Origin of the sequence: Burkholderia sp. Bp9016 (genome assembly GCF_003857765.1) — a bacterium.
Classification (GTDB): Bacteria; Pseudomonadota; Gammaproteobacteria; order Burkholderiales; family Burkholderiaceae; genus Burkholderia.
This window is the reverse complement of the sequence record NZ_QTPY01000003.1, coordinates 1-13,401: the sequence shown is the minus strand read 5'-3', so window position 1 is coordinate 13,401 and position 13,401 is coordinate 1. Positions and strand designations below refer to the sequence as shown.

At 67.2% G+C, this 13,401-nt stretch carries 12 protein-coding genes; 9 read left to right on the top strand and 3 right to left on the bottom strand.

The genetic code is table 11. The features are described 5' to 3' along the window. The first annotated feature begins 12 nt into the window (after positions 1–12). The gene (locus DIE13_RS04380; RefSeq protein ID WP_124826000.1) at positions 13–1,203 is read left to right on the top strand and encodes a helix-turn-helix transcriptional regulator; all 1,191 of its coding nucleotides are present in this window, start codon (positions 13–15) and stop codon (positions 1,201–1,203) included. A 214-nt stretch (positions 1,204–1,417) separates the two neighbouring features. Here DIE13_RS04380 and DIE13_RS04375 read toward each other — a convergent pair whose 3' ends face one another. The 3 genes from DIE13_RS04375 to DIE13_RS04365 form a co-directional block, all read right to left on the bottom strand. Further along, positions 1,418–2,083 carry a cation diffusion facilitator family transporter gene (locus tag DIE13_RS04375; RefSeq protein ID WP_124825999.1) on the bottom strand — a complete coding sequence of 222 codons (666 nt, stop codon included), beginning with the start codon at positions 2,081–2,083 and terminating at the stop codon, positions 1,418–1,420. A gap of 223 nt (positions 2,084–2,306) precedes the next feature. Then, complete coding sequence (locus DIE13_RS04370) at positions 2,307–2,678, bottom strand: histidine kinase (protein WP_124825998.1); 372 nt, start codon at positions 2,676–2,678, stop codon at positions 2,307–2,309. Positions 2,679–2,735: 57 nt separating this feature from the next. Then, the gene (locus tag DIE13_RS04365) at positions 2,736–3,473 is read right to left on the bottom strand and encodes a hypothetical protein (protein WP_124826295.1); all 738 of its coding nucleotides are present in this window, start codon (positions 3,471–3,473) and stop codon (positions 2,736–2,738) included. Positions 3,474–3,869: 396 nt separating this feature from the next. On the opposite strand from DIE13_RS04365, the gene DIE13_RS04360 reads away from it, so the two are divergent. The 8 genes from DIE13_RS04360 (at position 3,870) to DIE13_RS04325 (ending at position 13,154) form a co-directional block, all read left to right on the top strand. Beyond that, positions 3,870–4,880 (top strand): DNA-binding protein, encoded by a 1,011-nt coding sequence (locus DIE13_RS04360; RefSeq protein ID WP_124825997.1) that lies wholly within the window; start codon positions 3,870–3,872, stop codon positions 4,878–4,880. A 123-nt stretch (positions 4,881–5,003) separates the two neighbouring features. Next, positions 5,004–5,624, top strand: a complete 621-nt coding sequence (locus DIE13_RS04355) for a TetR/AcrR family transcriptional regulator (RefSeq protein ID WP_124825996.1) — start codon at positions 5,004–5,006, stop codon at positions 5,622–5,624. A gap of 205 nt (positions 5,625–5,829) precedes the next feature. Then, a complete protein-coding gene (locus tag DIE13_RS04350; RefSeq protein ID WP_124825995.1) occupies positions 5,830–6,873 on the top strand; it encodes an NADP-dependent oxidoreductase in 1,044 nt (347 codons plus the stop codon). Between the two features lie 102 nt (positions 6,874–6,975). After that, a complete protein-coding gene (locus tag DIE13_RS04345) occupies positions 6,976–7,275 on the top strand; it encodes a putative quinol monooxygenase (protein ID WP_124825994.1) in 300 nt (99 codons plus the stop codon). 131 nt (positions 7,276–7,406) lie between these two features. After that, on the top strand, positions 7,407–7,862 hold the full coding sequence (locus tag DIE13_RS04340; RefSeq protein WP_124825993.1) for a (2Fe-2S)-binding protein: 456 nt from the start codon (positions 7,407–7,409) through the stop codon (positions 7,860–7,862). A gap of 84 nt (positions 7,863–7,946) precedes the next feature. Next, positions 7,947–10,166: a xanthine dehydrogenase family protein molybdopterin-binding subunit gene (locus tag DIE13_RS04335; RefSeq protein ID WP_124825992.1), complete on the top strand. Its 2,220-nt coding sequence runs from the start codon at positions 7,947–7,949 to the stop codon at positions 10,164–10,166. Between the two features lie 16 nt (positions 10,167–10,182). After that, complete coding sequence (locus DIE13_RS04330; RefSeq protein WP_260435039.1) at positions 10,183–11,547, top strand: cytochrome c; 1,365 nt, start codon at positions 10,183–10,185, stop codon at positions 11,545–11,547. Positions 11,548–11,708: 161 nt separating this feature from the next. Then, positions 11,709–13,154, top strand: a complete 1,446-nt coding sequence (locus DIE13_RS04325; RefSeq protein WP_124825991.1) for an NAD-dependent succinate-semialdehyde dehydrogenase — start codon at positions 11,709–11,711, stop codon at positions 13,152–13,154. Positions 13,155–13,401: the final 247 nt, after the last annotated feature.

Sequence of the window (13,401 nt, the reverse complement as noted above, 5' to 3'; positions counted from 1 at the left end):
TGGAGCGTGCTGATGGAGACGAGATGGGCTCCGCAAGAGAGCCAGTCAACGAGCGAGGAAGCCGACATCGGTGTCGCGGATTTCAGCGAACTGATGGCGCGCATCTACCAGGGTCCGATGGAAACGCCGCCGTGGGCGGGCGCGCTCGAGATGGTGCGCCGGCTGCTGCAGGCCAACTACGTGACGCTGATCCTGCGCGCGGCGGCGAGCGATCGTCGTGCGCCGCTGTCCGTGCACGCATCGGAGTTCGGCCCCGTCGTGCCGGGTGACGGCGAGGCGTCGTACAACAACTACTACTATTCGCTCGACCCGTTCGTCGGCCTGCCGGCCGACCGCGTGGTCACGGTCGATGACGTGTTCGGCGATACAGGCTGGCTGTCGAGCGAACTGTACAAGCAGTTCCTGAAGCCGCAGGACGTGCGCTACATCCTCGGGGCGGACCTGCGCACGTCGTCGGGCGTCGAATGCCGGTTCCGCGTGTGCCGCAACCATGCGTCGAAGCAGTTCTCCGCGCGTGACAAGGCGATCTGCGCGCTGCTGCTGCCGCACCTGAAGCGTGCGGTCGAACTGCATTCGCGGCTCGATACGGCCGAGGTCGAGCGCTCGATCTACGCGAACGCGATCAACCGGATGCAGATCGGCACGATCACGCTCGACGAGAACGGCACGATCATCGACATGAACAGCGTCGCCGACGAGATCCTGAAGCAGAACAACGGTCTGACGATTGCGCGCGGCACGATCGAGGCGACCGACGCGCAGGAGAACCGCACGCTCAAGCGGCTGATCCGCCACGCGGTGATGGGGCACCACGGTACGGCAGCGGCGATCGTCGAGGCGATGCCGATCACCCGCGGCTTCGACAAGCCTCGTCTCGGGTTGCTGGTGCGCACGGTGCTGCTGTCCGACTGGTCCGAGGACAACAAGCGGCGGCCGGCCGTGACGCTGTTTCTGCGCGACCCCGATCGCAAGCCGCAAGGCGCGCAGGAAATCATCCGCAAGCTGTTCGACCTGACGCCCGCCGAGACGTCGCTCGCGCTGCTGCTGACCAACGGGCTCACGCTCGAGGAGGCGGCCGAGGAATCGGGGATCAGCAAGAACACCGCGCGCACGCATCTGCGTGCGATCTTCTCGAAGACGGGCGTGACGCGCCAGGCGACGCTCGTGCGGATCCTGCTCGGGAGCGTGGTGCCGCTCGGTTGATCGCGGGCGGTGCGTCTTGCTCCACCGCATCGGTATCGGGCGCATTCGTCCGCGGATACATCGACTGCGGCCGACGTGCATGCGGCGGCAAGACGATAGCGGCATCGTGTCGTAAAAGAGGCTCGCGCGGTGCGGGCCTCATTCGCTTCAGATGCAACCGATGACGGGTATCGGGTGTTTCAAGACATCGCGTGCAACGATGTCTCTTGTATCGTCACGACCCGCGCGTCGAACGATTCGCCCACGCCGACGATGCCGGCCATTGCGCGCAACCGCGCCGGATGAATCCCGCACCGGTGCGGATCACGATCGCGCCGATTGCGAGCGCCGCGAGATCGTCGAGACGGCCGAGGCCGACCCATGCTGCGCTCATCGCGAGCGCCGCGAGCAACGCCGACAGCGCGTCGGCACGCACGTGCCAGCCGCTCGCTTCGAGCATCGCGGAGCCGGTTTCGCGCGCTTTGCGCAGCATCCAGCGCGACAGCGCGGCTTTGCCGGTCAGCGTGAGCATGATCAGCACGAGCGTCATTGTGCCGGGTTGCACGACCGGAGGCGCGTCGAAGCGGTTCGACGCATGCCAGATCATCTGCACGCCCGTCGCGACGAGCAATGCGCCGAGCCCCGCCAGCGCGAGCGGCTCGTAGGTCGGGCGTCGCTCGGGCGGCAGCCGCGCGTCGAGCCGGCAGGCGACGAGGATCAGCGCGTCGGCCGCGAGATCGATCGCCGCATGCGCGACGTCCGCGAGCAAGCCGGACGAATGCGCGGACCATGCCGCGACAGCCTCGGCGGCGAGCAACAGCAGGTTGATCGCGAGATTGACGGCGAGGGCGCGGGACGTGGCCGCATAAACGTGGGACGAGGCGCGTGACGTGCGCTGCATGGCGGATTCGTCTGTCGAAATCGTGGGGCAGCCCCGAACGCTACCGGTCGACGATTGCAGGTACGTGACAGCGGCGGGATCGCCGGATCGGCCGGGATGCCACGATCGATCGAGGTCGCGCCTCGATACCGCCGATTGCGCGAACGCGAAGATGCCTTCGCGCGGCATCTCGGTCGCAGCGCGCCGGAACACGCCGGGCGCGGCATTCCCGTTGCCCCGTCGTTCATTTCAACAGCGCGAGCAGGTCGTCCAGCGATTGACGGCATGTCGCGGCGTCGGGCTTGTCGGCGCGCAGCGCGGCGAGTGCGCGGTCGATTGCCTTGTCGATTACGTGCCAGTCGGCCGCCGAACGCGGTTTCAGCGACGGCTCCGCATCATCCCATTTCGTTTCGAGATCCTTGATGCGCGTTTTCGCGCCGGCAAGGTTGCCTGCGTCGACGAGTTTCCGGGTGTCCGTGACGATGCGGCGGAACGCGGACAGGTCGCCGAGCTTCGCGGCGGTTGCCGCGTAGGCGGACGGGACGAAGATCGTCGAAGCGGGGCCTGCGGCGAGTGCGGCAACGACGGCGACGAGCATCAGCTTTCGGGTGCGCATTTCAATTCCTTTGAGTAGTCGGACGGAGAGGGACAACGGGGCGACGCGATACGGCGGTCATCGAACGCTCGCTTGCCGGTTGGCGAGTGTCGTGCAGACGACCAGCAGCACGATCGACGTCAGGAACGCCGCGCTCGTCGTCGCGGTGCCGAACCCGAGGCCGCCGTATTCGCGCGCCTGGGACAGGAAATCGCCGAGCGACGCGCCGAGCGGGCGCGTGAGGATGTAAGCGAGCCAGAACGCGAGCACGCGATTCGCGCCCATGCGCATCGCGACGGCTACCAGCGCGATCGCCGCGCCGAACGACACGATGCCGAGCCGGAATCCGAGGCCTAGCGCTTCGGTGGCGAGGTCGCCGGCGGCCGTGCCCAGCGCGAACGTCAGCAGGATCGCGGCCCAGTAGAACCCCTCGCGGCGCGTCGTCACGATGGTCTCGATCGACAACGTGTGCTCGCTGCGATACCAGAGCGCGAACACCCCCCCGAGCGCGACGGCGAAGCACGCGGTGCTCGCGTACAGGCTGACGCCGAGCCCGTCGGTCAGTGCGTCGGTGATCTGCGTGCCGACGATGCTGACCAGCACCACGTTGAGCCAGTACAACCACGGCACGCAGGCTTTCGCGCGGAACTGCAGCACGAGCGCGATGACGAGCAGCGATGCCATCAACGCATCGGTGACCGGTACGCCAAGGCCGGCGCGCACGGCGAGATAGTCGGCGCCGGTTTCACCAACGGTCGTCGACAGGATCTTGATGATCCAGAAGATGGCGGTGACGGCGGGCACCTTGTTCAGCATGGACGTCGATACGGCGGGCGGGCGCGGATTCACGGATCGCTCCTTGAAGAGTCGCCGTCATCCGAGGCGGCGCGGGTCGAAGGCCTCGGTCGAGGACTGGGCGTCACTATGCGGGCTGGATTCTTAACGGAGGCTTATCGGCGGCGGCGCGGTTCGGGGCGAGCGGGAAGACGGTGGCTGACCGGGAGGGGAGCATCGGGAATGCCTTGGGGTAGCCGGGATGAGGAGGCGGAATATGCCAACGGGAACAGCAGGCGGCGAGCGACATTCGGAAATAACGACCCACACCTTAAAAATCTCAACATTATAGAAATAATGTCAAAACAATAAATTCAGACGGTTGGATATTTAACGGTTTACGTTATATTATTTATAAAATTTCCGACGAAGCCGACCATGTCCGACCTTGCTGCCGACGAATCCCGCCTGATCGCCGAAATCGACCGCCTCAAGGCCGATTTCCCCAAAACCCGCGAGCTGTACCGCGAGGTCTGCGCACTGATGTTCTTCCGCTTCGGCATCACGCCCACTGCGAACCGCCTGTACCAGCTCGTGCGCAAGGGCAGCATGAGCACGCCGACGGCGGTTCTCGGCGAGTTTTGGGCCGAGTTGCGGGAAAAGAGCCGCGTCCGCATCGAGCATCCGGATTTGCCGGCCGATCTGCGGGCCGCCGCCGGCGAGCTGGTCGCCGCGTTGTGGAGTCGTTCCAGCACCGATGCCGCTGCGGCGCTCGACGCACTGCGCGCGGAAGTCGAGGCCGAGCGGGTCGCCGCGAAAGCGGAGGTTGCCGGATTGCAGGCTGAACTGTCCCGTACCGAGACGGCGCTGGAACAGCGCACGGCCGCGTTGCTGGCGGCGCAGGTGCGGATTCAGGAGCTCGAGCAGGCGAGGGCGGCCGACGAGGCATCGCGCCGCGCACTGCAATCGGACGTCGAGCGACTGAAGGCCGACAACGTGGACGCCGATCGCGCGCTGGCGCAAGCACGCGCCGATTTCACGACGCAACTCGATCGGTTGCGCGACGACGCGGGTCGGGCAGAAGAGCGCTTGCGCGTATCGGAAAAGCGGGCGCTTCAGGAGATCGACCGCGAACGGCTTGCGGCCTCGCGGCTGCAGAGGGAACTCGACGCCGCTGCCGCGCGTGCGGAGCAGCGCGATACGCAGCACCGCAAGGATCTTGGGGCGCTGCAGGCGCAACTGGCCGACACGCAACATCGCTGCGGCATGCTCGAAGGCCAGCTCGACGGCGCGCGCGCGGCCAATGCCGCCTATGTCGTCGAACTCGACGCGCTGCGCGCCGAACGCGCGTCTCGCGGGCTCGCGCGCAGGGCGCCGGGCCGGCCGGCCGGCGGCGGCCTGCGCGCCGCAAGGCCGGTCGTCGGAAAGCGCGCGCCAAAACCGGCGTGACGCGCGCGCTGCGGTGCGACGACAACGCGTCCGCGCTGCAGCGCGAATCGGGTAAAGTGCCGCTCAATCCACCGGCTCGACGTTACTAGACGACCGGTCTAATCGTTGCTAAGATACGCCATCATGAATGCATCTTCAGGCGCGGAAGTCCGCCAGCACATCCTGAATATCGCGAAGCCGATCATGCTCCACAAGGGGTTTTCGGCGGTCGGTCTGAACGAGATTCTCGCTGCGGCGGGCATCCCGAAAGGCTCGTTCTACCATTACTTCGGCTCGAAAGAGGCGTTCGGCGAAGCGCTGCTCGAATCGTATTTCGAAGGCTATCTCGAGCATCTCGACAGCCTGCTCAAGCATCAGGCCGGCACGGGCGCGCAGCGCCTGATGACGTACTGGGGCAACTGGCTGCACACGCAGTGTGCGGACGACCCGGAAGGCAAGTGCCTCGCGGTGAAGCTCGGCGCGGAGGTGTCGGATCTGTCGGAGGCGATGCGCGCGGTCCTGCGGCGCGGTACCGGCCAGATCATCGAACGGCTCGCGGGCGGGATCGAGGCCGGGCTGGCGGACAGTTCGCTGAGCGGCGTCGACGATCCGGCATACACGGCCGCGATCCTTTACGAGCTGTGGCTCGGTGCAACGCTGCTGGAGAAGATTCACCGTAACCGCAAACCGCTCGAGCGCGCGATGCACGAAACGCGACGGATGCTGAATCTGCCGCCCGTCGCGGATGACGAAGCACGGTCGTAACCCGGGCGCGCCTTGGCGCGCCTTGTTTTTGTCCGAAGAGCTAGACGACTGGTCTACTCAATTCGGGGTCTGACTGCTTTACCCGCATGCCTGCGGCTGCGTCGGCGCGATTCGCCCAGTACCGCCGCAGGCATTTGCATCACGGTTGTCCAGCGTTGATCCAATCGTGCCCATTGCACGTCCATTCCTGTTGACGGAGGTTCCCATGCCGCAAAGCAAGGCATCAAACCGCAGAATCATCCTGAACGCGCGCCCGGTCGGCGCACCCACCACGAACGATTTCCGCACCGAAACCGGCGACGTGCCGGTGCCAGGCGCCGGCCAGGTGCTGTTGCGCACGGTCTGGCTGTCGCTCGATCCGTACATGCGCGGCCGGATGAACGACGCGCCGTCGTACGCGCCGCCGGTCGAGCTCGGTGACGTGATGGTCGGCGGCACGGTCAGCCGCGTGGTGTCGTCGAACCTGGCTGCGTATCGCGAAGGCGATCTGGTGGTGGCGGGCGGCGGCTGGCAGGACTATTCGCTGTCCGACGGCCGCGACCTCATTCCGCTCGGCCGCGATTTCGCGCATCCGTCCCATGCGCTCGGCGTGCTCGGCATGCCGGGGTTCACCGCTTACACCGGACTGTTGACGATCGGCGAGCCGAAGGCCGGCGAAACCGTGGTCGTCGCTGCCGCGAGCGGCGCGGTGGGCGCGGTGGTCGGCCAGATCGCGAAACTGAAGGGCTGTCGCGTGATCGGCGTCGCGGGCGGAGCCGACAAGGTCGCATACGTGAAGGACACGCTCGGTTTCGACGCGTGCATCGATCACCGCGATCCGGCGTTCGCGGCGAAGCTGAAGGAAGCGTGCCCGAACGGCATCGACATCTATTTCGAGAACGTCGGCGGCGCCGTGTTCGACGCGGTGTGGCCGCTGCTCAACGAGCATGCGCGCGTGCCCGTGTGCGGGCTGATCGCGCATTACAACGACACCTCACCGCCGGCCGGCCCCGATCGCCTGCCGCTGCTGATGGCGACGATCCTGCGCAAGCGCATCCGGATGCAGGGTTTCATCATTTTCGATCACTATGCGACCGGCTATGCGCCGTTCCTGAAAGAGATGAGCGGGTGGGTCGCGCAAGGCAAGGTGAAGGCGCTCGAGGACGTGATCCCCGATCTGGCCGATGCGCCGAATGCGCTGATCGGCTTGCTCGCGGGCAGGAATTTCGGCAAGGTCGTCGTGCGTGTGGGCCCGGACGAACTCGCCTGACGCACACCGCCCGGCCGGCCGCGGGCCCGTGTCACATGGCGCGAGCCGGCGGCGGCATTTCCGCATTTCTGCAGCATTTCCGTTTCGAAAAGGAGTGAAAACATGGCGCTTTACGTGATGGCTTCGGTGTTCCCGAAACCCGAACATGCCCAGGCCGTCGAGGCCGAACTGCGCAGCATGGTCGCGGCGTCCCGAGCCGAACCCGGCAACCGCCGCTACGACCTGTTCCGCGAACAGGGCGGCTCGGCGGCGCTGCACCTGTTCGAGATCTACGACGACCAGGCTGCCTTCGACGCCCATCTCGCCAGTCCGTACTTCACCGCGTTTCGCATCAAGTCGGCCGACTGGTTCGCGGCGCCGCCCGTCATCAAGGTGCTGTCGGGCATCGACGCGGCCGAATAACCGACGCTGAACCACCGCCGCGGCTCGCTCTCACCCGGGCCGCGAGACAGCCGCCGTGCCATGCGCGGCGGCGATGAAGCCACGGCGCGCCGGCCGCGCCGCTTCCCCAATACACCGGCCCCGGAGGCTGAATGGTCACCCTCAACATCAACGGCGAAAACCGCACGGTCGACGCGCCCGACGACATGCCCCTGCTGTGGGTCCTGCGCGACGTCGTCGGCCTGACCGGCACGAAATTCGGCTGCGGAATCGCGCAATGCGGCGCATGCACCGTGCATCTCGACGGTGTCGCCGCGCGCTCGTGCGTGCTGCCGGTCGCGGCCGTCGCGGGCCGCAAGATCACGACGATCGAGGCCGTCGGTGCGACGCCGGCCGGCCAGAAGGTGCAGGAGGCCTGGCGCGAGCTCGACGTCGTCCAGTGCGGCTACTGTCAGTCGGGGCAGGTGATGGCGGCCACCGCACTGATCGCATCGAACCCGAGCCCGAGCGACGCCGACATCGATGCGGCGATGGCCGGCAACATCTGCCGCTGCGGCACGTACAACCGGATTCGCGCGGCGGTCAAGCATGCCGCGAAGGGGGCGTGAGATGAAACAATCTTCAGGATCACTTTGTTCGCGCCGCCCCGAGGGGCCGGTCAGCGTCGTCGAGGCTGCGCGGCGGAGGCTGACATGTCACGTGGACTGATCGAAGCCGGCCGGGCCGGCGCAGGCATGTCGCGCCGCGGGTTCCTCCGGTTCGGCGTATCGCTCGGCGCGGCCGCGGGCGGAGGCTTGCTGCTCGGCTTCAGCATGCCGGCAGCCGGCGATGACGCGCGGCGCTCGGTGATCGGCGGCGATGCCGACGAAAGTGCACGCGCCGGCGTGTTCGCGCCGAACGCGTTCGTGCAGATCGACCGCAGCGGCAAGGTCACGCTGGTGATGCCGAAGGTGGAAATGGGCCAGGGCGTCTACACCGCGCTGCCGATGCTGATTGCCGAGGAACTCGAAGTGCCGCTGTCGAGCGTGACGCTCGACCACGCGCCGCCGAACGAGAAGTTGTTCCTCGACCCGCTGCTCGGCGGCCAGTTGACGGGCGGCTCGACGTCGGTGCGTTACGCGTGGGAACCGCTGCGTCGTGCAGGCGCGACCGCGCGCACGCTGCTGGTTGCGGCGGCGGCGGCGCAATGGCATGTCGATCCGGCCACGTGCCGGGCCGAAAACGGCGAAGTGCAGCATCCGCCGAGCGGCCGGCGCGCATCGTACGGCCAGCTCGCGGACGCCGCCGCGAAGCTGCCGGCGCCGAAGGACGTCGCGCTGAAGAAGCCCGAAGACTTCAAGCTGGTCGGCCAGCCGGTGAAGCGGCTCGATTCGCCGGAGAAGGTCGACGGCACCGCGCAGTTCGGGCTCGACGTGCGCCTGCCCGGCATGCTGTACGCGGTGATCGTGAACAGCCCGGTGTTCGGCGGCACGGTCGCCAGCGTCGACGACACGGCCGCGAAGAAGATTCCCGGCGTGCGCCAGGTCGTGCGCGTCGACAACGCGGTGGCGGTGGTCGGCGATCACACGTGGGCCGCGAAGCGCGGCGCATCGGCGCTCGTCGTGAAGTGGAACGAGGGCGCGGACGCGAAGGTGTCGACCAAGGATCTTTTCGCGGATCTCGCGCGGGCCGCGGCGAACGGCAAGGGCGCGGTCGCGCGCAAGGACGGCGACGTCGGCAAGGCATTCGCGAACGCGAAGACGCGTGTCGACGCCGTCTACGAACAGCCGTTGCTCGCGCACGCGACGATGGAGCCGGTGAACTGCACGGTGCACGTGCGCGGCGACGGCTGCGAGGTCTGGCTCGGCACGCAGGTGCCGACACGTGTGCGCGATACCGTGCAGCGGCTCACTGGCCTGTCGCCGGCGCGGATCGTCGTGCACAACCACCTGCTCGGCGGCGGCTTTGGCCGTCGTCTCGAGACGGACATGGTTGCGCAGGCCGTGAAGGTCGGCAAGCAGGTCGATGCGCCCGTGAAGGTCGTGTGGACGCGCGAGGAAGACGTCCAGCACGACATGTACCGACCGTGTTATTACGACAAGATTTCGGCGGGCCTCGACGCGAACGGCAAGCCGATCGCGTGGCAGCACCGGATCGTCGGCTCGTCGATCATGGCGCGTTTTGCGCCGCCGGCATTCCAGAACGGCATCGACCCGGATGCGGTCGAGGTGGCAGCCGAACTGCCGTACGACTTGCCGAACCAACTCGTCGACTACGTGCGCCAGGAGCCGCGCCACGTGCCGACTGCGTTCTGGCGCGGCGTCGGGCCGACGCGCGGCACGTTCGTCGTCGAAAGCTTCATCGACGAGCTGGCGGCCCAGGCCAGGATCGACCCCGTCCAGTATCGCCGTGCGCTGCTCGACAAGACGCCGCGTGCGCGCAACGTGCTCGACGTCGCGACGAAGGCGGCCGGCTGGGGCACGCCGCTGCCGAAGGGGCAAGGGCGCGGCGTCTCGGTGATGCATGCGTTCGGCAGCTTCTTCTCGATCGTCATCGACGTGGCGGTGGAGGATGGCGAAGTGCAGGTCAAGCGTGCCGTGTGCGCGGTCGACTGCGGGATGTATGTCAACCCGAACACGATCGAGGCGCAGGTGCAGGGCGGCATCATCTTCGGGATTACGGGCGCGCTGTATGGTGAGATCACGATCGAGGACGGCCGCGTCGTGCAAAGCAACTTTACCGACTACCGGATGATGCGCATCAACGAGACGCCGCCGATCGAGGTCCATCTCGTGAAGAGCGGCGAGGCGCCGGGCGGGATCGGCGAACCGGGCACCGCCGCCACGGCGGCAGCATTGTCGAACGCGATCTTCGCGGCAACCGGCAAGCGGTTGCGCAAGCTTCCGGTCGGCAGTCAGTTGAAGACGGCTTGAGGGGAGGGACGGACCCATGCGAAACCTCATCCTGAATCGCCTGAATCGCCTGAATCGCCTGAATCGCCTGAATCGCCTGAATCGCCTGAGTGGCGTCGCGCACGCGCTCGGCGCGTCGCTGCTGGCGTTGTCCGCGTCGACCGCCGGCACGGTGGCGCACGCCGCGCAAACGGCACCGGCCGACAACGCGCTCGTCGCGCGCGGCGCGTATCTCGCGAAAGCGGGCGATTGCGTCGCGTGCCACACCGCGCCGCGCGGCGTGCCGTTCGCCGGCGGCCTGAAGATGGTCACGCCGATGGGCGCGATCTACACGACCAACATCACGCCCGACCCGGACACGGGCATCGGCGGCTATACGGAGGCCGAGTTCGCGGGCGCGCTGCGCGCGGGCATCGCGAAGGACGGCCATCATCTGTATCCGGCGATGCCTTATCCGTCGTACGCGAAGCTGCGCGACGACGACGTGAAGGCCCTGTACGCGTATTTCATGCACGGCGTCGAGCCGGTGAAGCAGGCGAACCACCCGTCCGACATCCCGTGGCCGCTGAACATGCGCTGGCCGCTCGCGCTGTGGAACGCGGCGTTCCTCGACACGACGCCGTACGCCGACAAGCCGGCCAGGGACGCGATGTGGAACCGCGGCGCGTACCTGGTGCAGGGGCTCGGCCATTGCGGGTCGTGCCACACGCCGCGCGGCGTCGGCTTCCAGGAGAAGGCGCTCGACGAAGTAGGCGCGGCGTTCCTGTCAGGCGCGGCGATCGACAACTGGTTCGCGTCGAACCTGACCGGCGAGCACGATACGGGGCTCGGCCGCTGGAGCGACGCGGATGTCGCGCAGTTCCTGAAGACGGGCGCGAACCGGCATGCGACGGCATTCGGCTCGATGGTCAGCGTGATCAATCACAGCACGCAGGCGTTGACCGACGACGACCTGGCGGCGATTTCCCGATATCTGAAATCGTTGCCGGCGGCAGGCGGCACGGGCGCGCCGCCTTACCGTTATGATCCGAAGGCGACGCAGGCCGCGCTGGTCCGGCCGGCGAACGATTCCGGCGCAAAGGTGTATAACGCTTACTGCCTGCATTGCCATGGCGCGGACGGTCGCGGCTACGCGCCGCTGCTCGCGCCGATTGCCGGCAATCCGAACGTGCTCGAGGCCGACGCGTCGTCGCTGATCAACGTGACGCTGAACGGCAGCGAGTCGCTCGTGATCGGTGGCGTACCGTCCGCGTACCCGATGCCGGCGTTCGCCAACGCGTTGAACGACCGGCAGATCGCCGACGTGCTGACGTTCATGCGCGCCGGCTGGAACAACGGCGCGCCGGCCGTGCCGGCGGCGGACGTCGCGAAACTCCGCAAGGCGACGGCGGCCTCGCGTTAAGTGCGGCCGGACGTGGCGGATGATGGCGGGCATGCGTGCCGCGTGCCCGCCGTCGAACGTCGCCGGGTGCATCGCGCCCGGCGACGCAGCTCTTTCTGTCAACCGGCGCGCGGCCGTTCGCGGCAGCGCGCGTTTTATCGACGCAAAGTAGGGGTGTCTGGATGGCTAACGTGACTTATACCGATACGCAACTGTTGATTGACGGCGAGTGGGTCGACGCCGCGAGCGGCAAGACGATCGACGTCGTGAACCCGGCGACGGGCAAGGCGATCGGCAAGGTGGCCCACGCGGGCATCGCCGATCTCGATCGCGCGCTGGCTGCTGCTCAGCGCGGTTTCGAAGCATGGCGCAAGGTGCCGGCGCACGAGCGCGCGGCGACGATGCGCAAGGCGGCCGCACTGGTGCGCGAGCGCGCCGACGCGATCGCACAGCTGATGACGCAGGAACAGGGCAAGCCGCTGACGGAAGCCCGTGTCGAAGTGCTGTCGGCAGCCGACATCATCGAATGGTTCGCGGACGAAGGCCGCCGCGTGTATGGCCGGATCGTGCCGCCGCGCAACCTCGGCGCGCAGCAGACCGTCGTGAAGGAGCCGGTCGGCCCGGTCGCGGCGTTCACGCCGTGGAATTTCCCGGTCAACCAGGTGGTGCGCAAGCTGAGCGCCGCGCTGGCGACCGGCTGTTCGTTCCTCGTGAAGGCGCCGGAAGAAACCCCGGCATCGCCGGCCGCGCTGCTGCGCGCGTTCGTCGACGCGGGCGTGCCGGCAGGCGTGATCGGTCTGGTGTACGGCGACCCGGCTGAAATTTCGTCGTACCTGATTCCGCACCCGGTGATCCGCAAGGTGACGTTCACGGGCTCGACGCCGGTCGGCAAGCAGCTCGCCGCGCTCGCCGGTCAGCACATGAAGCGCGCGACGATGGAACTGGGCGGTCACGCGCCGGTGATCGTCGCCGAGGATGCGGACGTCGCGCTGGCGGTGAAGGCCGCCGGTGGCGCGAAGTTCCGCAACGCGGGCCAGGTCTGCATTTCGCCGACGCGTTTCCTCGTACACAACAGCATCCGCGACGAGTTCACGCGCGCACTGGTCAAGCATGCACAAGGGCTGAAGGTCGGTAACGGTCTCGAGGAGGGCACGACGCTCGGTGCGCTGGCGAACCCGCGCCGGTTGACCGCGATGGCGTCGGTCGTCGACAACGCGCGCAAGGTTGGCGCGAGCATCGAGACAGGCGGCGAACGGGTCGGCTCGGAAGGCAACTTCTTCGCACCGACCGTGATCTCGAACGTGCCGCTCGACGCGGACGTATTCAACAACGAGCCGTTCGGCCCCGTCGCCGCAATCCGCGGCTTCGACAAGCTAGACGACGCAATCGCCGAAGCGAACCGTCTGCCGTTCGGGCTGGCCGGCTATGCGTTCACGCGTTCGTTCGCGAACGTGCACCTGCTCACACAGCGTCTCGAAGTCGGGATGCTGTGGATCAACCAGCCCGCGACGCCGTGGCCGGAAATGCCGTTCGGTGGCGTGAAGGATTCGGGTTACGGGTCGGAAGGCGGGCCGGAAGCGCTGGAGCCGTATCTCGTGACGAAGTCGGTGACGGTGATGGCGGTCTGACGATCGTTTGGCCGCGTGCGCGCCGTAGCTGGCGCGGTGCGCACGTGGCGTTGCCGGAGGCGCCGGTTCGTCGGCCGGTCGCGGCTCGGTGCGTGCTGCCGCCGGTTGCACGCACACGTGTTGCGTCTAATCCTTGTTATTTATTTTACATAACGTGAATTATCAACCTGACTGGTTGTAGTGGCTAGATAGAAATGTCCGCTTTTGGCTACATAGAAATGTCCGCTTTCGGACCGCGTAAGCTGAC

Excerpts from the sequence above, each read along its gene's own strand:
- DIE13_RS04380 (WP_124826000.1), top strand. The coding sequence starts at position 13 with ATGGAGACGAGATGGGCTCCGCAAGAGAGCCAGTCAACGAGCGAGGAA.
- DIE13_RS04365 (WP_124826295.1), bottom strand. The coding sequence starts at position 3,473 with ATGCTGAACAAGGTGCCCGCCGTCACCGCCATCTTCTGGATCATCAAG.
- DIE13_RS04360 (WP_124825997.1), top strand. The coding sequence starts at position 3,870 with ATGTCCGACCTTGCTGCCGACGAATCCCGCCTGATCGCCGAAATCGAC.
- DIE13_RS04350 (WP_124825995.1), top strand. The coding sequence starts at position 5,830 with ATGCCGCAAAGCAAGGCATCAAACCGCAGAATCATCCTGAACGCGCGC.
- DIE13_RS04370 (WP_124825998.1), bottom strand. The coding sequence starts at position 2,678 with ATGCGCACCCGAAAGCTGATGCTCGTCGCCGTCGTTGCCGCACTCGCC.
- DIE13_RS04330 (WP_260435039.1), top strand. The coding sequence starts at position 10,183 with ATGCGAAACCTCATCCTGAATCGCCTGAATCGCCTGAATCGCCTGAAT.
- DIE13_RS04355 (WP_124825996.1), top strand. The coding sequence starts at position 5,004 with ATGAATGCATCTTCAGGCGCGGAAGTCCGCCAGCACATCCTGAATATC.
- DIE13_RS04345 (WP_124825994.1), top strand. The coding sequence starts at position 6,976 with ATGGCGCTTTACGTGATGGCTTCGGTGTTCCCGAAACCCGAACATGCC.
- DIE13_RS04340 (WP_124825993.1), top strand. The coding sequence starts at position 7,407 with ATGGTCACCCTCAACATCAACGGCGAAAACCGCACGGTCGACGCGCCC.
- DIE13_RS04325 (WP_124825991.1), top strand. The coding sequence starts at position 11,709 with ATGGCTAACGTGACTTATACCGATACGCAACTGTTGATTGACGGCGAG.
- DIE13_RS04335 (WP_124825992.1), top strand. The coding sequence starts at position 7,947 with ATGTCACGTGGACTGATCGAAGCCGGCCGGGCCGGCGCAGGCATGTCG.
- DIE13_RS04375 (WP_124825999.1), bottom strand. The coding sequence starts at position 2,083 with ATGCAGCGCACGTCACGCGCCTCGTCCCACGTTTATGCGGCCACGTCC.